Origin of the sequence: Marichromatium bheemlicum, from assembly GCF_012276755.1 — a bacterium.
GTDB classification, from domain to species: domain Bacteria; phylum Pseudomonadota; class Gammaproteobacteria; order Chromatiales; family Chromatiaceae; genus Marichromatium; species Marichromatium bheemlicum.
The window spans coordinates 108,702-126,887 of record NZ_JAAXKX010000007.1; the positions used below are offsets into that span (position 1 = coordinate 108,702).

The following is an 18,186-nucleotide window of genomic DNA, read 5'->3' on the forward strand; positions in this document are numbered from 1 at the left end:
CGGGTGCGGCGAGCGGTATAGGCAAGCGGATGGGCTCGATCGCCGACCCCCGGGGCCGACGATCGGACGGATCAGCGCAGCAGGTGCAGGAAGTGCATGTGCTTGTGGTACTGGCTGATGATGTCGTTGATCACCGATTCACGCGACCAGCCCATCACATCGTAGTCCTGGCCACCCTCGCCGAGGTGGATCTCGGCGCGGTAATAGCGCTGTTCCTCGGGTGCGTCCTCGGCCGAGAACTCGGGCTGGATGAAGGCCGGCTTGACGTGCGAGCGGCTGCGGACCTCGTAGATGAAGTCGACCTCGTCGCCGAGCATCACCATCAGTCGCACCCGGTCGCGCGCCTCGTCGAGTTCGACGGCGGTCTCGAGGTCGTGCTTGCGCAGCTCGTTGGCCACGGCCTCACAGGCGGGGCGGGCGACGCGCCGGATGAAGCGGCTGACGTTCTCTCGACTGGGTGCATCCATGATGTTGTCGAGCCGGTCCTGCCAGTCGCCGAGGCGCTCATTGGGCATGACCGGGGCGACGTTCATCTGCAGGCTGTCGCGCTTGGCGGCATCGACCCGTAGCGCCTTGATCAGGCCGAAGGTGGCGATCAACAGGACCACGGCGAAGGGCAGCGCGGTGGCGATGGTCATGGTCTGGAGGGCACTGAGACCGCCGGCGACCAGCAGCACCGCGGCGACCACGCCTTCACCGGTGGCCCAGTAGATACGCTGCCACAGCGGGGTGTTGTCGTGGCCGTTGGAGCAGAGCATGTCGACCACCATCGAACCCGAGTCCGAGGAGGTGACGAAGAACACCACGACCATCACGGTTGCGATCACCGAGAGCATGCCCGACATCGGGAACTGCTCGAGGAAGGCGAACAGCGCCAGGGTGACATCGCTCGAGACGGTGTCGCCGAGGCTGGTCAGCCCCTCGTTGAGGATCATGTTGATCGCCGAGTTGCCGAAGAAGGTCATCCACATCAGGGTGAAGCCGCTGGGGATGAAGAGCACGCCCATGGCGAACTCGCGGATGGTGCGCCCGCGTGAGACCCGGGCGATGAACAGCCCGACGAAGGGCGCCCAGGACAGCCACCAGCCCCAGTAGAGGATGGTCCAGCCGCCGATCCAGTCGGTCTTCTCGTAGGCGTAGAGGTTGAAGGTGTTGCGCACGATGTCCGAGGCATAGGCGCCGACGTTCTGCACGAAGGCCTGGAGCAGGAACACCGTGGGGCCGGCGAGCAGCACAAAGGCGAGTAGCAGGATCGCCAGGCCCATGTTGAGCTCGGAGAGCCGGCGGATGCCCTTGTCGAGGCCGGTGGTGACCGAGATGATCGCCAACAGGGTGACGCCGGCGATCAGGATCACCTGGGAGGTGAGTCCGACCGGGACGCCGAAGACGTGGTTGAGCCCGGAGTTGACCTGGAGTACGCCGTAGCCGAGCGAGGTGGCCACGCCGAAGACGGTGCCGATCACCGCGAAGACGTCGACGGCATGGCCGATGGGGCCATAGATCCGGTCGCCGATCAGCGGGTAGAGCGCCGAGCGCAGGGTCAGCGGCAGGCCGTGACGGTAGCTGAAGAAGGCCAGGATCAGCGCGACGATGGCATAGATCGCCCAGGCGTGCAGGCCCCAATGGAAGAAGGTGATCTTCATCGCCTCGCGGGCGGCGGCCACGGTGGCGCCGTCACCGACCGGCGGTGAGAGGAAGTGCATCACCGGTTCGGCCACGCCGAAGAACATCAAGCCGATGCCCATGCCGGCGGAGAACAGCATCGAGAACCAGGTGGTGTAGGAGTAGTCCGGGCTGGAGTGGTCCGGGCCGAGCTTGATCTCGCCGTAGCGCGACAGACCCAGGAAGGCGACGGTGATCAGGATCACCGCGACAGCCAGTACGTAGAACCAGCTGGCGTTTTCGACGATGGCGTGTTGAACCTGCTGGAGCCAGCTATCGGCGGTCTCGGGGAAGATCGCCGTGAGTAGCACCATCAGCACGATCAGTACCGAGGCGGTATAGAAAACGGGAGGGTTGAGTCGGGCTTTTTCTGGGGTGGATTGCATTCATTACCCTTGGGGGGTTTTTGGTTTGCAGTGTACCTAAGAGTAAAGGCAATCGCCCGCGCCGGGCAGTGTCGTACGCTTTTTGTGGACCTGTTCGGCGGTGGACGTGGTTGTATCCTGGTTGTTCGCCGCAGCGCTCAGCGACGCCAGAAGGCCGGGGCGAGGACGACCAGGATGGTGAGGATCTCGAGCCGACCGAGCAACATCGCGATGATGGCGATGAGTTTGCCGAAGTCACTGACCGACTGGAAATTATAGGCGACCTCGCCGAGTCCAGGGCCGAGGTTGTTGATACTGGTGGCCACCGCGCTGAAGGCATCGAGCGGGGCGAGTCCGGCATGGACCATCAACAGGGTGAGTAGGGCGAAGGTGGAGAGATAGAGGGCGAAGAAGCCCCACACGGATCGTGCTAGGCGCGAATCGACGCTGCGCCCGCCGAGACGCAGCGGCAGCAGCGCGTGGGGGTGGATCCGCTGGCGGATCTCCTGCCAGCCCTGCTTGATCATCAGCAGCACGCGTAGCACCTTGATGCCGCCGGCGGTGGAGCCACCGCAGCCGCCGATGAAGCTGATATAGATCAGCAAGATCGGCAGGAAGTCGGGCCAGTGGGCGAAGTCGACAGTGCCGAAGCCGGTGCTGGTGACCACCGAGACGACCTCGAACAGCGCATCGCGCAGGCTCTCGTCGAGCCCGTCGTAGCCGCCCTCGAGCCGCAGTACCAGGCCGATCAGTAGCACACAGCCGAGCACCAGGGCGAGGAAGGCGCGAGTCTCGGTGTCGCGCAGATAGCGCCCCGGGTCGCGCGTGCTCCAGGCCGCGTAGTGCACCGCGAAGTTGATCGCCGCGAGCAGCATGAAGCAGACCGCCACCGCCTCCACCGCCGGGCTGGCAAAGTAGCCGATGCTGGCGTCATGGGTGGAGAAACCGCCGGTCGAGAGCGTCGAGAGGCTGTGGCAGAGGGCGTCGAAGGGCGTCATCCCGGCCAGCCAATAGGCCAGGGCGCAGGCCAGGGTGAGTCCGAGATAGAGCGTCCAGAGGGTGCGCGCGGTCTGGGTCAGGCGCGGGGTGAGCTTCTCCTCCTTGAGCGGTCCCGGGGCCTCGGCGCGATAGAGCTGCATGCCACCGATGCCGAGCAGCGGCATCACCGCCAGCCCGAGCACGATCAGCCCCATGCCGCCGAACCACTGCAACTGCTGACGATAGAACAGCAGCGCGCGGGGCAGGGTGTCGAGCCCGTCGATCACCGTCGCGCCGGTGGTGGTGACCCCGGAGGTGGACTCGAACAGGGCATCGATCGGTGTCAAACCGAAGCCCTGGTGCAGGGGCCAGGCACCGAGCAGGCTGAGCAGGATCCAGAACAGCGCCACCACCAGATAGCCGTCGGCCACGCCGAGGGCGGCGGCGTGGTGGCGGCCCCCGCGCCAGAGCAGGGTGCCGAGCCCGATCGAGCCGAGTAGCGGGGCGAGGAAGTGACGCCACTGTGGCTCGCCGTACCACAGCCCCACCGCGATCGGGCCGAGCAGGGTGAGACCGAACAGTAGCGCGTAGATCCCGACGATGGCAGCGATCAGGGGCAGGCGCATAGATGCGACCTCCGCGGGTTCGGGGGGACGTGGCTCAGTCGGTGAGCCCGAGCACCTCGAGATAGTGAGCGGCACTGCGTTGCTGATGATAGGCCGCGACCGCCTGGCGTAGGGTCGTCGACGACCGTGGCGCGTCCAGGGTCGCGATCATGGCGTGCGCCAGCGCCTGGTCGTCACCGACGGCGACCAGCGGGCCGTAGCGGCCACCGTCGAGCAGCTCGCGCGGACCGCTCGGGCAATCGGTGGCCACCGCCGGCACGCCGAGTGCGAGCGCCTCGGTGAGCACGTTGGGCGAGCCCTCCCAGGCCGAGGAGAGCACGAACAGCCGGGCGCGGGCGATGAAGGCGTAGGGGTTGTGCTGGAAGCCAGGCAGTGCGACGGCCGCGCCGATCCCCAGCTCGTGGGCGAGGCGCTCGAGCCGATCGCGGCCACCGCCCTCGCCGAGGATCATCAGCCGGCACTCGGGTCGCTCGGCATGGACTCGGGCGAAGGCCCGCAGCAGGGTCGGGAAGTCCTTCTGGCGCTGCAGCCGGCCGGCGCCGAGGATCACCGGGGCGGTGTCATCGTCGAGCCAGGGGTGGGGACAGGGCGCGCTGGCCTGCTCGGCCAGCTCCGGGGTGATCACCGGGTTGCGGATCACCTCGATGCGCGTCGGGTCGAGTCGGGCGATCCGTGCAGTGTCGGCCGCCACCCCCTCGGAGACGGCGACGATGCCGTCGAGGCGGGGATAAAGGGCGCGGATCGGGGTATAGCGTAGCCAGCGTGCGAGCCAACTGCGTCCGGCCATGGCGGTCGAGAGATGGGTGCCGAGCCGCAGCACCAGTCGGGTGTCGGTACCGGCGAGGGCACGGGCGATCACCGCCGCGCGCCCGGCGCGGTCCTTGGCCGCGAGCAGGGCCGCGGGGCGGCGGCGGCGCAGATAGCGCGCCAGCGCGGGGATGGCCAGTTGGGTGTGGTCGACGCCGAGGTGGATCTGTCGGACCTCGGGCGGGAGGCGCTCCAGGTGCGGGCCCTCGGCGCGCACCAGCAGCAGCTCGACCGCCTGGCCACGGTCGACGAGACCACGGATGAGGTTGACCAGCATGCGCTCGACACCGCCGCTCCCGGAGAAGGAGGCGAATACCGCGAGCACGGGCGTGGGGTGGGGCATAGCGCGAGTCCTAGGCTGAGGATGGAGACGGGCGGCTCGCGCGAAACGGTCCGCCACCCGGGGCGGATGCCCCGGGTGGCGGTCATGATACCCGAGCCGTTGGCAGGCCCGGATGGGTCAGCACTGGCTTAGGGGAGCCAGCGCTCGACGATCTCGGGGTGCTGCTCGACCCAACGCCGTGCGTTCTTGTAGGGGTCGGCTCGCTTCTCCTGGTTCCAGGCCATCAGCTCGGCCATCTGCTCCGGGGTCCAGTAGAAGTTGTCGAGCACGGTATAGACCTCGGGCATGTCGGCCTCGAGGTCCTTGCGCACCACGGTGCGGATCTCCTCAGCACCACCATAGACGCCCTTGGGGTCGTCGAGGAACTTGAGGTCATAGCGGGCGAACATCCAGTGCGGCGTCCAGCCGGTCACGGCGATCCACTCGCCATCCTCGACGGCATCGCCGAGCACGGCGGTCATGATCGGGTCGCTGCCCTCGACCAGTTCAATGTCGTCCAGGGCGTAGTCCTCGATCGCCTGCTCGGTCTTGCTCATCACCCCGGCACCGGGGTCGATGCCGATGATCTCGTTGTCGAGTCGGTCGGCGACGCTGTTGAGCTCGGCGATCGAGTCGACCTCGACATAGCTCGGCACCACCAGACCGATACGCGCGCCCTCGATGTTGGGGCCGAGGTCGATGACAGCGTCACCGGCCTTCTCCTGGTAGTGGTGCTGGGTGACCGGTAGCCAGGCCGAGATGATGCCGTCGACGTCGCCGGTGGCGACCGCCTCCCACATCGCCGCTGCCGAGACCGGGGTGATGTCGACCTCATAGCCCAGGTCTTCGAGCACCACCTTGACGACGTTGGTGCTGGCCACCTCGGTGGCCCACTCGACATAGGCGAGTTCGACCTCGCCCTTGTCGGCGGCCAGTGACGGGGTGGTGAGCGAGGCCAGGATGGCCGCGGCTGCAGTGAGGGTGAAGCCTCTCATGATGGATCGTTCTCCTCCATTTGGGGTGGTTTGAGGAGGCGGTGGCCTGGTCGATTCAAGGGAGCCAGTCGGCCACCACCTCGGGGTGTTGCTCGACCCAACGGCGCGCGTTCTCGTAGGGGTCGGCGTGTTTGTCCTGGTTCATGACCATCAGCTCGGCCATCTGCTCCGGGGTCCAGTGGAAGTTGTCGAGTACCGCCACTGCCTCGGGCATGTCCTCGGCGAGCCCGAGCCGGGTGAAGGTATGGATGCGCTCGGCCCCGCCGAAGATGTTCTGCGGGTCCTCGAGGTACTTCAGGTCGTAGCGGGCGAACTTCCAGTGCGGGGTCCAGCCGGTGACCACGACCCATTCGCCGTCCTCAATGGCATCGCCGAGCACGGCGGTCATGATCGCGCCGGTGCTCTCGACTAGCTCGAGCTGGTCGATGTCGTAGGCCTCCATCGCCAGTTCGGTCTTCTTCATCAGACCGGCGCTGGGGTCGATCCCGATGATCTCGCCGTCGAAGCGCGCCGCTGCATCGTTGAGTTCGGCGATCGAGTCGATCTCGACATAGCTCGGTACCACCAGGCCGATGCGGGTGCCCTCGAGGTTGGGACCGAGGTCGACGACGGCATCGGCGACCTGGTCGAGATAGTCCTGGTGGGTGGTCGGTAGCCAGGCGGCGACCATGGCGTCGACATCGCCCGAGGCGAGCGCCTGCCACATCGCCGCGACCGAGACTGACGAGGCCTTGACGTCATAGCCGAGGTCCTCGAGTACTACGCGCACCACGTTGACGCTCGCGATCTCGGTCGCCCACTCGCCGTAGGCGAGTTCGATCTCGCCCTTGTCGGCGGCGAGGGTCGGCGTGGTCAGTAGGGCGGCCAAGGCTGCGCCGGCGATCCTGCGGTTGAGGCCTTTGATCATGGGGTGTCCTTCTTGGTTTGACGTGGATTGCGTGTGATTCGTCGCGGTGCCCTCAGGGCAGCCAGCGTTCGACGACCTCGGGGTGGGTCTCGACCCAGCGCCGGGCGTTGTCATAGGGGTCGGCGTGCTTCTCCTCGTTCCAGGCCATCAGCTCGCCCATCTGGGCCGGGGTCCAGTGGAAGTTGTCGAGCACGGCGTAGACCTCGGGCAGGTCCTCGGCGAGGCCCTTGCGGGCGATGGAGTGGATGCGTTCGCTGCCGCCGTAGATGTTGTCGGGGTCGGCGAGATATTTCAGATCGTAGGTGTTGAACATCCAGTGCGGGGTCCAGCCGGTGATCACTACCCAGTCGCCGTGCTTGATGGCGTCGCCGAGCACGGCGGTCATGATTGGGCCGGAACTCTCCACCAGCTTCATGTCGTCGAGCCCGTAGGCGGCCATCGCCTGCTCGGTACGGCGCATGGTGCCGGTGCCGGGCTCGATGCCGACGATCTTGTTGTCGAAACGCTCGGCCTGGGCCTGGAGATCGGCGATGGTGTCGACCTCGACATAACTTGGCACCACCAGGCCGATGCGGGTGCCCTCGAGGTTGGGGCCGAGATCGACGACCTGGTCGCGTACCCGCTCGAAATAGGTCTGCTGGGTGGTCGGCAGCCAGGCGGCAACCATGCCATCGACATCGCCCTCGGCCAGGGCCTGCCACATGGCGCCGACGGCCACCGAGGTGATGGTGACGTCATAGCCGAGATCCTCGAGCACCACCTTGACGACATTGGTGCTGGCGATCTCCGTGGTCCACTCACCGTATACGAGCTCGACCTTGCCCTTGGAGCCAGCGGCTACACCGCTCGTGAACAGGGTGCAGAGCCCGAACAGGGCGAACGCGGAAAGAGAGAGACGGAGTTTGTCCATGTTTCGAGTCAATCCTTCATGCTGAACAAGACCTCGACACCAGGCGCTGGCCAGACCCCGCGGGGAGCCAGCTGGTCGGGGGACGGGGATGTCGATGAGACCATCGAGCGGGGGACGAGCGCCGCCGTGGCGGCGCCCGTTCGGGGCGGGGTCAGAATCAGAAGTAGTAGCCCAGGTTCAGGGTGAACCTGTAGTTCCACTCGTCATTGCCATTGACGCCGAAGTCGCCGACGCCGCTGACGTTGCTGTAGTCGTCCTGGAGACCGTGACCGGCATCGTTGCCGACATAGTAGTTGCCGTTGGAGTAGGCCAGGTCGCTGTAGATGTACCAGCCACCGCTGGCCCAGGCGGCACCGACGACGAGCAGGTCGCTGTTGTTGAACGCGCTCTCGTCCTTGACGATCGAGCTGTACTCGACATAGGGGATCACGTAGTCGAGCCAAGGCAGGTTCGGGGTCTCGTGCTTGTAGCTCAGCGAGACTGCCGGGACCCATGCCTTACTCGCCACCGGCCAGGCGAACTCGAAGGCTCCCATCGGGATCAGGGTATCGGTCCCCCAGGGGTTGTCGGCATCGATGTCGTACTCGTAGCGGGTCAGCTGGGTGGCCAGGGTCCAGTTCTTGTAGTGGTTGACCATGTGCGCCGAGGCCGCCCAATGGCTACCGTCGTCGGCACGCTGGCCCTTGAGCTGGCCGTACTGCAGCGACATGCCCAGATCGGTGGGGACGGCGACGTCGGTGAGGTGGTAGATGGCGCGCAGGTTGAACTGGTGACGCTCCTCGTAGCCGTTGTGCGGACCGTTGCTGTTGACGTTGCCCTGATCGTCGATGGTGCTGGTCCAACGCACCGGATCGTAACTGAAGCGGGTGCTGTCGAGGCTACGTCCGAAATAACTGCCCTCGCTGGCGGCGTAGTAACCGAGGTCGAGCGTCCAGTTGTCGATGTCGGTGGTGTACTTCACGCCCAGGTCCATGTCGTCGGACAGACCGACGAAATAGTGCTGGTCGTAGAAGTAACTCTGCGAGACGCCAGCCGGACCGGGACCGAAGGGGACCCGGTTGACACCGACCTTGAGCTCGCTGTCGTCGGCGAAGCGATAGCCGAGCCAGCCGGTGTGGAGGAAGCTGTAGCTCTCCTGGGTGCCGGCCGGGTACCAGCGGTACTGGAATTCACCGATGAAGTTGTTGTAGTCGAGCGAGAGTTCGAGGCGGAAGGTATCGAACTCGACGTTGCCGCTGTTGCCACCGCGGTTGGGGCCGTTATCGAGCCCCTCGTAGCTGCCGATGACATAGTTGGCGCGCAGCGCGCCGCCGACGGTGACCGGGCCGAGCTTGATGCTGCGGTCGGCCGGCTCGGGCGTGGCGGTGGCGAGGCGTTGCTCGGCCGCGACGGCCTGCTGTTCGGCGGCGGCGGTCTCGGCGCGGGCCGCGGCCAGCTCGCGCTGGGCGGCGTCGAGCTGGCGCTGCAGCTCGGCGATACGTCCTTCGAGGGCGGCAGCGTCAGTGGTTGCGGCAGTGGCCGGCATGGCGCTCAGCGCGCCGCCGAGGGCGAGCAGCGCGAACGCGGTACGGGTGCCCGACTGGGCCAGGTTGTTGTTATGTGTGTGCTTGATCACGGTTTCCAGCTCTCAACGATATCGGCGTTCTCTTCGACCCAACGGCGGGCGTTCTCATAGGGATCGGCGCGTTTCTCCTGGTTCCACACCATGACCTCGGCCATCTGCTCCGGGGTCCAGTGGAAGTTGTCGAGAAGCGCATAGACTTCGGGCATCTCTTCCTTGAGCCCCTTGCGCACCACGGTGTGGATCTTCTCCTCGCCACCGTAGATGCCCTCGGGATCCTCGAGGTATTTCAGGTCGTACTTGGCTTCGAGCCAGTGCGGGGTCCAGCCGGTGACAACGATCCAGTCGCCGTTGTCGATGGCGTCGCCGAGCATGGCGCTCATGATCGGGCCAGTCCCCTCGACCAGCTCGATGTCGTCGAGCCCATAGGTCTCGATCGCCAGCTCGGTCTTGCTCATGATACCGGCACCGGGGTCGATGCCGATGATCTCGTTGTCGAAGCGCGCGGCGGCATCGTCGAGTTCGGCGATCGAGTCGATCTCGACATAGCTCGGCACCACCAGGCCGATGCGGGTGCCCTCGAGGTTGGGACCGAGGTCCTCGATCGAGTCGGCAACCTTCTCGATATAGTGTGCGTGGGTGGTGGGCAGCCAGGCGGCGACCAGCCCGTCGACGTCGCCGGTTCCCACTGCCTGCCACATGGCTGCGGCCGAGACCGGGGTGATCTTGACCTCATAGCCCAGGTCCTCGAGCGCGACCTTGACGACGTTGGTGCTGGCGATCTCGGTCGACCACTCGACATAGGCGAGTTCGACCTCGCCCTTGTCGGCGGCCAGTGCCGGGGTGACGATCGCGCTCAACGCCGTGGCGGCTGCGGTCAGGGTGAATCGGTTCATGGTGCGGGACTCCTCTGGTTGGGTTGATGGCACATCGGTGGATGTGTCGAGACATCCCGTCCCTGGGATGCCGGTCGGGCGCGGCGTGGAGGTGTGCCGCGCGCCGAGGTCAACTCGAGGCCTGACGGACGTCGCGGGTGATGCCCTGGGTAAGGCGGTCGAGCACCATCGCCAGGATTACCACCGCGATGCCGGCCTCAAAGCCCATGCCCGCCTCGTTGCGCTGGATCGCGCGCCAGACCTCGCCGCCGAGGCCCTGGGCGCCGATCATGGCGGCAATCACCACCATCGAGAGCGCGAGCATGATGGTCTGGTTGATGCCGGCCATGATGGTCGGGATCGCCAGCGGTAGCTGGACCTTGCGCAGCTTCTGCCAGCGTGTCGAACCGAAGGCATCGGCGGCCTCGACCAGGTCCGTCGGCACCTGACGGATGCCGAGGGTGGTGAGACGGATCGCCGGTGGCATGGCGAAGATCACGGTGGAGAATACCGCCGCCACCGGCCCCAGGCCGAAGAAGGGGATGGCCGGGATCAGGTAGACGAAGGCAGGCATCGTCTGCATGAAGTCGAGGACCGGGAAGATGATCCGGTAGGCCGTCTGCGAGAGCGCGGCGAGGATGCCGAGCGGGGCGCCGATCAGCACCGCGATCAAGGTGGCGATGATCACCAACACCAGGGTCTGCAGGGTTGGCTCCCACAGCCCCAGGTTCCACAGCAGCAGAAAGCCGACCAGGGTGCCGATGGCGGTCTTGACCCCGGCGAGGCGCCAGCTCAGCGCTGCGAACAGCAGGATGGAGAGCCAGGGCGGCAGCCACATCAGCCCGTCGACTGCGCCCTCGATGCCGGTCTCCATGATGTCGGAGACGACCTTGGTGGCGGTGGCGAACTGGTCGGTGAGGGCGTCGAGGCCGGCATCGATCCAGTCCGAGAGGGGTAGGCGTGGGATCTCGATCATGCGGCCTCCTCGACGCTGTCGCTATTGGTGTTCTCGGCCAGGCCTTGGAGCAACGAGGCGCGCACCACCTGCCCCTTGAGCTTGCCCTCGTCGTCGACCACCGGGGTCGGCATCGGGCTCTCGGCCAGGGGCGCGAACAGGTCGCGTACCGGGGTGTCGGGCGAGACCGGGTCGACGGTCGGCTCGAGGATGGCCTCGATCGAGCGCTCGCCGCGCTGCACCGCCGCGATCGCCGCCTCGTCACGCACCATGCCCTGGAGCTTGAAGTCGCCGCTGACCACGAACAGGGCGTTGAGATTTTGTTCGTCCATCTTGCGCAGCACGGTCCGCGGACCGTCGCTGAGATAGCCGACCGAGCGCAGTCGGTGCATCACCGCGCCGGCGGTCAGCACCTTGGTCTTGTCGACCTCGGCGACGAAGCGTTCGACGTAGGCGGTGGCCGGGTCGGAGAGGATCTCCTCGCCGCTGCCGACCTGCTCGATGCGCGCATCCTTCATCAGCACGATGCGGTTGCCGAGATAGAGCGCCTCGTCGAGGTCGTGGGTGATGAAGACGATGGTCTTTTTCAGCCGGTTCTGCAGCTCGACGAGTTCTTGCTGCATGTCGCGACGGATCAGCGGATCGAGTGCGGAGAAGGCCTCGTCCATCAACAGCACGTCGGGATCGACGGCCAGCGCGCGGGCGAGTCCGACGCGCTGCTGCATTCCGCCGGAGAGCTGGTCGGGGTGGGAGTCTTCCCAGCCTTCGAGACCGACCTGGCGCAGTGCGGTGAGCGCCTTCTCGGCGCGCACCTCGGGCGCCACGCCCTGGATCTCGAGGCCGTATTCGACGTTCTCGCGGATGGTGCGGTGGGGGAACAGGGCGAAGTGCTGGAAGACCATGCCGAACTTGCGTCGGCGGGTCTCGAGCAGCTGGTGGTGGTCGAGTCCGACGATGTCCTCGCCGTCGATCAGGATCTCGCCCCGGGTCGGTTCGTTGAGGCGGTTGAGGCAGCGGATCAGGCTCGATTTACCGCTCCCCGAGAGCCCCATGATGACCAGGATCTCGCCCTCGTAGACGTCGAAACTGACATCGGCGACACCGACGGTCTGCCTCGTCCGTTCGTGGATGGTCTTTTTATCGGCACCCTGGGCGAGTAGCTCCAGGGCCTTCTCCGGCTCATCGCCGAAGATCTTGGTGAGACCGCGCACGGCGATCTTGACTGATTGTTCTGCGGGCATGGCCCCGATGGTCCTTGAAGGATAGGTGATGTGCGAGACGCCCGAGGGCGTCTCACGGCTTATGGTCGCGACGGCTGTATCGATCGCGCGTGCCCTGACCGACCGGAGTGCCGATGGCACCGATATCCGGCGGGCGTCAGAGCGATGGTTGATGCTTGCCGGGGATCTCCGGCAACAGACATTTTCTAACCCTAACAGACTGTTGCGTGTACGCGCAACCGGCGTGCCAAGTCTCGACGGGCGGTCTTTGCGCCGATTTCATGAGCGCTGTGTGTTCCGGACGGGGCGATCGGCAGCGGCCTGCGGGTGACGTAGAATGGGGGCTTTGAACGAGCGGAAGGATGGCCATGACGAGCTTTCGAGGAACAACGATCCTCTCGGTCCGACGCGGCGGTAAGGTCGTGGTCGGTGGTGACGGACAGGTCTCCCTGGGCAACACGGTGATGAAGGGCAACGCGCGCAAGGTGCGCCGGCTCTATCATGGCCAGGTGCTGGCCGGCTTTGCCGGGGCCACCGCCGATGCCTTCACCCTGTTCGAGCGCTTCGAGGCCAAGCTCGAGAAGCATCAGGGACATCTCACCCGTGCCGCGGTGGAGATGGCCAAGGACTGGCGCACCGATCGCATGCTGCGCCGTCTCGAGGCGTTGCTCTGCATCGCCGATGCCGAGACCTCGCTGATGCTCACCGGGACCGGCGACGTGATGGAGCCGGAGCACGACCTGATGGCGATCGGTTCGGGCGGGGCCTTCGCCCAGGCCGCGGCGCGCGCGTTGCTCGAGAACACCGACCTCGATGCCCGTGAGATCGTCGAGCGCGCCTTGCAGATCGCCGCCGATATTTGCATCTATACCAATCACAATCTGGTGCTCGAGGAACTCGACACCCAGGTGTGAGCGCCCAGGCGCCCTGGCGCAACCCGTTCGGGGAGCGGAGAATGGCCGTTTTCCCGGGCGTGCGGGAGGTCTCCGCGGCTCCCGTCCCTGCGCGCAACCCTCCGTGCCGCCTCCGCGGGGGCGGCCCACCGATGGACAGGCTCAATGTCGGAAATCACCCCACAACGCATCGTCGCCGAGCTCGACAAGCACATCGTCGGTCAGCACGAGGCCAAGCGTGCCGTGGCCATCGCGCTGCGCAATCGCTGGCGTCGCTCCTGCATCGAGGAGCCGCTGCGCTCGGAGATCACCCCCAAGAACATCCTGATGATCGGCCCCACCGGGGTCGGTAAGACCGAGATCGCGCGTCGGCTGGCGCGCCTGGCCAATGCCCCCTTCCTCAAGGTGGAGGCCACCAAGTTCACCGAGGTTGGTTACGTTGGGCGTGATGTCGAGTCGATCGTGCGCGATCTGGTCGATATCAGCATGAAGATGGCGCGTGAGCAGGAGATGGCCAAGCTCGCCGACCAGGCCGCCGTCGCCGCCGAGGAACGTATCCTCGACGCGTTGCTGCCGCCACCCTCGGACTTCGAGCAGGACAGTCGCGCCTCGGCGCCGAGCTCGGCCACCCGCGAGAAGCTGCGCGCCAAGCTCCAGGCCGGCGACCTCGACGCGCGCGAGATCGAGATCCAGGTCGCCGCCACCCCGGCCGGGGTCGACATCATGGCCCCGCCAGGGATGGAGGAGATGACCAACCAGCTCCAGGGGCTGTTCCAGAACCTCGGTCAAGGCCACCTCAAGCGGCGCAAGCTGCGTATCAGTGAGGCGCGCAAGCTGCTCGAGGAGGAGGAGGCGGCCAAGCGGGTCAACGACGAGGACCTCAAGCTGCGCGCCATCGACAACGCCGAGCAGCACGGCATCGTCTTCATCGACGAACTCGACAAGGTCACCCGCCGGGGAGAGGGCGCGAGCGGCGCCGATGTCTCGCGCGAGGGCGTGCAGCGCGATCTGCTGCCGCTGGTCGAGGGCAGTACGGTGTCGACCAAGTACGGCGCGGTGCGCACCGACCACATCCTCTTCATCGCCTCGGGGGCCTTCCACCTCGCCAAGCCCTCGGACCTGATCCCCGAGCTGCAGGGGCGGCTGCCGATCCGGGTCGAACTCACCGCGCTCGACAGCGACGACTTCGTGCGCATCCTCACCGAGCCCGACGCCTCACTCACCGACCAGTACCGCGCCCTGCTCGCCACCGAGGGGGTCAACCTGGAGTTCACCGAGGACGGTATCCGGCGCATCGCCGAGATCGCCTGGCAGGTCAACGAGCGCACCGAGAATATCGGCGCGCGCCGCTTGCACACGGTACTCGAACGCCTACTCGAGGATGTCTCCTTCAACGCCTCCGAACTCGACCGTGTCACCGTCGAGGTCACCGCCGCCTATGTCGACAGCAACCTGTCGGGGCTGGCCGAGGACGAGGACCTGTCGCGCTATATCCTGTGATCGATCGTGCCGGGCGCCTCGGGCGCCCGGCCCTGGAGGCCCAGCCATGCCCGTACCCACCGAACTCAATCTCCACCGTCAGTCGCGCGTGCTCGAGGTGAGCTTCGACGACGGCGCGCGCTTTGCGCTGCCGTGTGAGTATCTGCGCGTCTACTCGCCCTCGGCCGAGGTGCAGGGGCACAGCCCCGAGGAGCGTATCCTCGTCGTCGGTAAGGAGGACGTCGGCATCGACCATATCGAGCCGATCGGTAACTATGCCGTCTGTCTGCACTTCGATGACGAGCACAACACCGGGATCTACTCCTGGGACTATCTCTACCAGCTCGGCGCCGAGCAGACCGAGCGCTGGCAGACCTATCTCGACGAACTCGCCCAGTCCGGACATGTCCACCAGGACCATTCGAACTGACTGATATGACGGCCGCGCGCCGGCGGTCCCCGGGCCGCCCGGAGTGCCCTCCGGCAGCGGCCCGGGGGCCCCGATCGGCGCCGGCCTTTGGTGTAAACTAGCCGCCGATTCGACAGCAGGGACACACTATGTCCGACCAGAAGACCACCCATTTCGGCTATCAGCAGGTGCCGATCGAGGAGAAGGCCGCGCGCGTGCGCGAGGTCTTCGACTCGGTCGCCACCCGCTACGACCTGATGAACGACCTGATGTCGCTCGGCATCCATCGGCTGTGGAAGCGCCACACCATCGAGCTGGCCGGCGTGCGGCGCGGCCAACGCGTGCTCGACCTCGCCTCGGGCACCGGCGATCTGGCCGATCGCTTCGCCGCCATCGTCGGCCCCGAGGGGCAGGTGGTGATGTCCGACATCAATGCCGCGATGCTCGGTGAGGGGCGCAAGCGGATGCTCGATCGCGGGCGTGTTGGCAACATCCAGTACTCGCTGATCAACGCCGAGCAGATCCCCTTCCCTGATGACTACTTCGATTGCATCACCATCGGTTTCGGGCTGCGCAACGTCACCGACAAGCAGAAGGCGCTCGGTGAGATGCAGCGGGTGCTGCGTCCGGGCGGTCGAGCGCTGGTGCTCGAGTTCTCTCACCCGCTGACCAAGCCGCTGGGTCGTGCCTACGATCTCTACTCCTTCACCGTGCTGCCGACCCTCGGCAAGCTGGTGACCAACGACCCGGGTAGCTATCGCTATCTCGCCGAGTCGATCCGCATGCACCCGGATCAGGAGACGCTGCGCGGGATGATGGAGACGGCCGGGTTCGAGCGTTGCGAATACTTCAACCACAGCGGTGGCATCGTCGCGATCCACCGGGGATACAAGTTGTGAGCGAAGGCATCCAGATTCCCGACGCCCTGCTCGCCGTGCTCGAGCAGGCGCTCAACCGCTACATCGCCCTCGACCCCGAGGGTCAGGCCGGGTTCGCGGCGCTCGAGGGGCGGATCATCGCCATCGAGGTCAAGGGCTTCGGCACCCGGGTGACGGTGCTGCCGGGGCTGCGTGGGCTGCAGTTGTTCGGGCTCTACGACGCCGAGCCCGATTGCCTGATCCGTGGCACCCCGCTGGGGTTGGCGCGGATGGGGATGGCCGAGCGCAAGGCCGCGCAGCTCGTCTCCGGCGAGGTCGAGATCGAGGGTGACACCGCCTTGGCACAGTCCTTCAGTCAGGCGCTGGCGCATCTCGACGTCGATTGGGAAGAGCAGCTCGCCCGCGTCCTCGGCGATCCCTTCGCCCACCAGCTCGGCGCGCGTGCGCGTGCCACCGCCGACTGGGGCGAGCGCACCTCCGAGGCGATGAGCGTCAACCTCAAGGAGTACCTGCAGGAGGAGCGGCGGCTGTTGCCGACCCGCTACGAGGTCGAGGCCTTCCTCGCGCAGGTCGACACCCTGCGTGACGACGTCGAGCGGCTCGCCGCCCGTCTCGAGCGGCTCACCACCCAGGCAGCGGATCTCGGCACCAAACAATGATCGGACCCCGTCAGGCGTTACGCCTCTTTCGCATCAACTGGGTGCTGCTGCGCAATGGGCTCGACGAGGTCATCCTCGCCACCCATCTGCTGCGCCCGCTGCGCTGGTTGATCTATCTCACCCCCTGGTACTGGCTGCGCGGCGAGTTGCCGCCCTATCCGGCACGGGTGCGCCAGACCCTCGAGGACCTGGGACCGATCTTCGTCAAGTTCGGCCAATTGCTCTCCACTCGGCGCGATCTGCTGCCCGACGATCTGGCCGTGGAGCTGGCCAAGCTCCAGGACCGAGTGCCGCCCTTCGGTGGCGATCAGGCGCGGGCGATGATCGAACGCGCCTGGGGCCGCCCGATCGAGGAGGTGCTTGACCAGTTCGACCCTGAGCCGCTGGCCTCGGCCTCCATTGCCCAGGTCCATACCGCACGCCTCAAGGATGGACGCGAGGTGGTGGTCAAGGTCTTGCGCCCGGGGATCGACCGCACCATCCGCCAGGATCTCGGGCTGATGTACACCATTGCCCAGCTCGCCGAGCGCTATTGGGCCGATGGCCGGCGGCTGCGCCCGATCGAGGTGGTTCGTGAGTACGAGAAGACCATCTACGACGAGCTCGATCTGCAGCGTGAAGCGGCCAACGCCTCGCACCTGCGCCGTCACTGGCAGGGCAGCGAGATGCTCTACATCCCCGAGGTGTTCTGGGACTGGACCCGTTCCAACGTGATGGTGATGGAGCGCGTCTACGGCATCCCGGTGAGCAACGTCGAGGAGATCAAGGCCCAGGGCGTGAGCATGAAGCAGCTCGGCGAGCGCGGGGTGGAAATCTTCTTCACCCAGGTGTTCCGCGACAACTTCTTCCACGCCGATATGCACCCGGGCAACATCTTCGTCGAGCCCTCGGGACGCTACATCTCCATCGACTTCGGCATCGTCGGCACCCTCACCACCGAGGATCAGCGCTATCTCGCCGAGAATCTGCTCGCCTTCTTCGAGCGCGACTACCGGCGGGTGGCCGAGCTGCACGTCGAGTCGGGTTGGGTGCCGCCGGGGACCCGGGTCGACGAGTTCGAGTCGGCGATCCGCACCGTCAGCGAGCCGATCTTCGAGAAGCCGCTGGCCGAGATCTCCTTCGGGCACTTCCTGGTGCGCTTGTTCCAGACCGCGCGGCGCTTCAACATGGAGATCCAGCCGCAGCTGGTGCTGTTGGAGAAGACCCTGCTCAACATCGAGGGGCTGGGGCGCCAGCTCTATCCCGAACTCGATCTCTGGACCACCGCCAAGCCCTACATGGAGCGCTGGATGAAGGAGCGTGTCGGGGTCGCCGGGCTGGCTGAGCGCACCAAGCGTAACGTGCTCTCGATCGCCGACCAGACCCCGGAGTTGCCGCTGATGGCCTATCGCATCCTCAGCAGCTACGACCGCCGCTTGCGTCTGGCCGAGTCGAGCCACGTGATCAATGCCGAGCGCGCGCGTCAGGCCCGTACCAGTGGCAACGCCATCCGCGCCATCGGCGGCGCCACGGTGCTCGTCTGCGGTACCCTGGTGCTGTTGCTCGGTCCCGGCCACTGGTTGCAGGAGGGGGTTGGTGTGGCGTTGGTGGCGCTGTGCTATCTCTCCGGGATCTGGCTGTTCGCGAGCGCCGCGCGTCAGGGCTGACCGCCCGCCTCGCGGCGACGGACGACGGGGCGCCACGCC

Annotated in this window: 16 protein-coding genes; 6 read left to right on the plus strand and 10 right to left on the minus strand. The window is 66.3% G+C overall.

Annotated elements, in window-relative coordinates; genetic code table 11:
• Positions 1-71: 71 nt before the first annotated feature.
• From HF203_RS07170 to HF203_RS07215, 10 genes are all read right to left on the minus strand, one after another.
• Positions 72-2,048 (minus strand): BCCT family transporter, encoded by a 1,977-nt coding sequence (locus HF203_RS07170; RefSeq protein ID WP_168668086.1) that lies wholly within the window; start codon positions 2,046-2,048, stop codon positions 72-74.
• 137 nt (positions 2,049-2,185) lie between these two features.
• The gene (locus HF203_RS07175; protein WP_168668088.1) at positions 2,186-3,631 is read right to left on the minus strand and encodes a TrkH family potassium uptake protein; all 1,446 of its coding nucleotides are present in this window, start codon (positions 3,629-3,631) and stop codon (positions 2,186-2,188) included.
• A gap of 34 nt (positions 3,632-3,665) precedes the next feature.
• Entirely contained in the window at positions 3,666-4,781 is a 1,116-nt protein-coding gene (locus HF203_RS07180; RefSeq protein ID WP_168668090.1) for a glycosyltransferase, read from the minus strand.
• Positions 4,782-4,909: 128 nt separating this feature from the next.
• Entirely contained in the window at positions 4,910-5,755 is an 846-nt protein-coding gene (locus HF203_RS07185; RefSeq protein ID WP_168668092.1) for a glycine betaine ABC transporter substrate-binding protein, read from the minus strand.
• A gap of 55 nt (positions 5,756-5,810) precedes the next feature.
• Complete coding sequence (locus HF203_RS07190; protein WP_168668094.1) at positions 5,811-6,662, minus strand: glycine betaine ABC transporter substrate-binding protein; 852 nt, start codon at positions 6,660-6,662, stop codon at positions 5,811-5,813.
• A 52-nt stretch (positions 6,663-6,714) separates the two neighbouring features.
• On the minus strand, positions 6,715-7,572 hold the full coding sequence (locus HF203_RS07195; RefSeq protein WP_168668096.1) for a glycine betaine ABC transporter substrate-binding protein: 858 nt from the start codon (positions 7,570-7,572) through the stop codon (positions 6,715-6,717).
• A 157-nt stretch (positions 7,573-7,729) separates the two neighbouring features.
• Entirely contained in the window at positions 7,730-9,007 is a 1,278-nt protein-coding gene (locus tag HF203_RS07200; RefSeq protein WP_425483204.1) for a hypothetical protein, read from the minus strand.
• Positions 9,008-9,183: 176 nt separating this feature from the next.
• Positions 9,184-10,029: a glycine betaine ABC transporter substrate-binding protein gene (locus HF203_RS07205; RefSeq protein WP_168668100.1), complete on the minus strand. Its 846-nt coding sequence runs from the start codon at positions 10,027-10,029 to the stop codon at positions 9,184-9,186.
• 109 nt (positions 10,030-10,138) lie between these two features.
• Positions 10,139-10,984 carry an ABC transporter permease gene (locus HF203_RS07210; protein ID WP_168668102.1) on the minus strand — a complete coding sequence of 282 codons (846 nt, stop codon included), beginning with the start codon at positions 10,982-10,984 and terminating at the stop codon, positions 10,139-10,141.
• Positions 10,981-12,204 (minus strand): quaternary amine ABC transporter ATP-binding protein, encoded by a 1,224-nt coding sequence (locus tag HF203_RS07215; protein WP_168668104.1) that lies wholly within the window; start codon positions 12,202-12,204, stop codon positions 10,981-10,983. The genes HF203_RS07210 and HF203_RS07215 overlap by 4 nt, the downstream gene beginning before the upstream one ends.
• Positions 12,205-12,551: 347 nt before the next feature.
• On the opposite strand from HF203_RS07215, the gene hslV reads away from it, so the two are divergent.
• The 6 genes from hslV (at position 12,552) to ubiB (ending at position 18,147) form a co-directional block, all read left to right on the plus strand.
• Positions 12,552-13,097, plus strand: coding sequence for an ATP-dependent protease subunit HslV (gene hslV / locus HF203_RS07220; RefSeq protein WP_168668106.1), 546 nt, complete (start codon positions 12,552-12,554; stop codon positions 13,095-13,097).
• Between the two features lie 144 nt (positions 13,098-13,241).
• Positions 13,242-14,576: an ATP-dependent protease ATPase subunit HslU gene (hslU, locus tag HF203_RS07225; protein WP_168668108.1), complete on the plus strand. Its 1,335-nt coding sequence runs from the start codon at positions 13,242-13,244 to the stop codon at positions 14,574-14,576.
• 46 nt (positions 14,577-14,622) lie between these two features.
• On the plus strand, positions 14,623-14,985 hold the full coding sequence (locus HF203_RS07230) for a gamma-butyrobetaine hydroxylase family protein (RefSeq protein WP_168668110.1): 363 nt from the start codon (positions 14,623-14,625) through the stop codon (positions 14,983-14,985).
• A gap of 128 nt (positions 14,986-15,113) precedes the next feature.
• Positions 15,114-15,863: a bifunctional demethylmenaquinone methyltransferase/2-methoxy-6-polyprenyl-1,4-benzoquinol methylase UbiE gene (gene ubiE / locus HF203_RS07235; protein ID WP_168668112.1), complete on the plus strand. Its 750-nt coding sequence runs from the start codon at positions 15,114-15,116 to the stop codon at positions 15,861-15,863.
• On the plus strand, positions 15,860-16,501 hold the full coding sequence (locus HF203_RS07240) for an SCP2 sterol-binding domain-containing protein (RefSeq protein ID WP_168668114.1): 642 nt from the start codon (positions 15,860-15,862) through the stop codon (positions 16,499-16,501). Before ubiE ends, HF203_RS07240 begins: the two co-directional genes overlap by 4 nt.
• Positions 16,498-18,147: a ubiquinone biosynthesis regulatory protein kinase UbiB gene (ubiB, locus tag HF203_RS07245; protein WP_168668116.1), complete on the plus strand. Its 1,650-nt coding sequence runs from the start codon at positions 16,498-16,500 to the stop codon at positions 18,145-18,147. Before HF203_RS07240 ends, ubiB begins: the two co-directional genes overlap by 4 nt.
• Positions 18,148-18,186: the final 39 nt, after the last annotated feature.

Bases quoted from the DNA above. Each gene is read 5' to 3' on its own strand.
- HF203_RS07170 (WP_168668086.1), bottom strand. From the start codon at position 2,048: ATGCAATCCACCCCAGAAAAAGCCCGACTCAACCCTCCCGTTTTCTAT.
- HF203_RS07175 (WP_168668088.1), bottom strand. From the start codon at position 3,631: ATGCGCCTGCCCCTGATCGCTGCCATCGTCGGGATCTACGCGCTACTG.
- HF203_RS07180 (WP_168668090.1), bottom strand. From the start codon at position 4,781: ATGCCCCACCCCACGCCCGTGCTCGCGGTATTCGCCTCCTTCTCCGGG.
- HF203_RS07185 (WP_168668092.1), bottom strand. From the start codon at position 5,755: ATGAGAGGCTTCACCCTCACTGCAGCCGCGGCCATCCTGGCCTCGCTC.
- HF203_RS07190 (WP_168668094.1), bottom strand. From the start codon at position 6,662: ATGATCAAAGGCCTCAACCGCAGGATCGCCGGCGCAGCCTTGGCCGCC.
- HF203_RS07195 (WP_168668096.1), bottom strand. From the start codon at position 7,572: ATGGACAAACTCCGTCTCTCTCTTTCCGCGTTCGCCCTGTTCGGGCTC.
- HF203_RS07205 (WP_168668100.1), bottom strand. From the start codon at position 10,029: ATGAACCGATTCACCCTGACCGCAGCCGCCACGGCGTTGAGCGCGATC.
- HF203_RS07210 (WP_168668102.1), bottom strand. From the start codon at position 10,984: ATGATCGAGATCCCACGCCTACCCCTCTCGGACTGGATCGATGCCGGC.
- HF203_RS07215 (WP_168668104.1), bottom strand. From the start codon at position 12,204: ATGCCCGCAGAACAATCAGTCAAGATCGCCGTGCGCGGTCTCACCAAG.
- hslV (WP_168668106.1), top strand. From the start codon at position 12,552: ATGACGAGCTTTCGAGGAACAACGATCCTCTCGGTCCGACGCGGCGGT.
- hslU (WP_168668108.1), top strand. From the start codon at position 13,242: ATGTCGGAAATCACCCCACAACGCATCGTCGCCGAGCTCGACAAGCAC.
- HF203_RS07230 (WP_168668110.1), top strand. From the start codon at position 14,623: ATGCCCGTACCCACCGAACTCAATCTCCACCGTCAGTCGCGCGTGCTC.
- ubiE (WP_168668112.1), top strand. From the start codon at position 15,114: ATGTCCGACCAGAAGACCACCCATTTCGGCTATCAGCAGGTGCCGATC.
- ubiB (WP_168668116.1), top strand. From the start codon at position 16,498: ATGATCGGACCCCGTCAGGCGTTACGCCTCTTTCGCATCAACTGGGTG.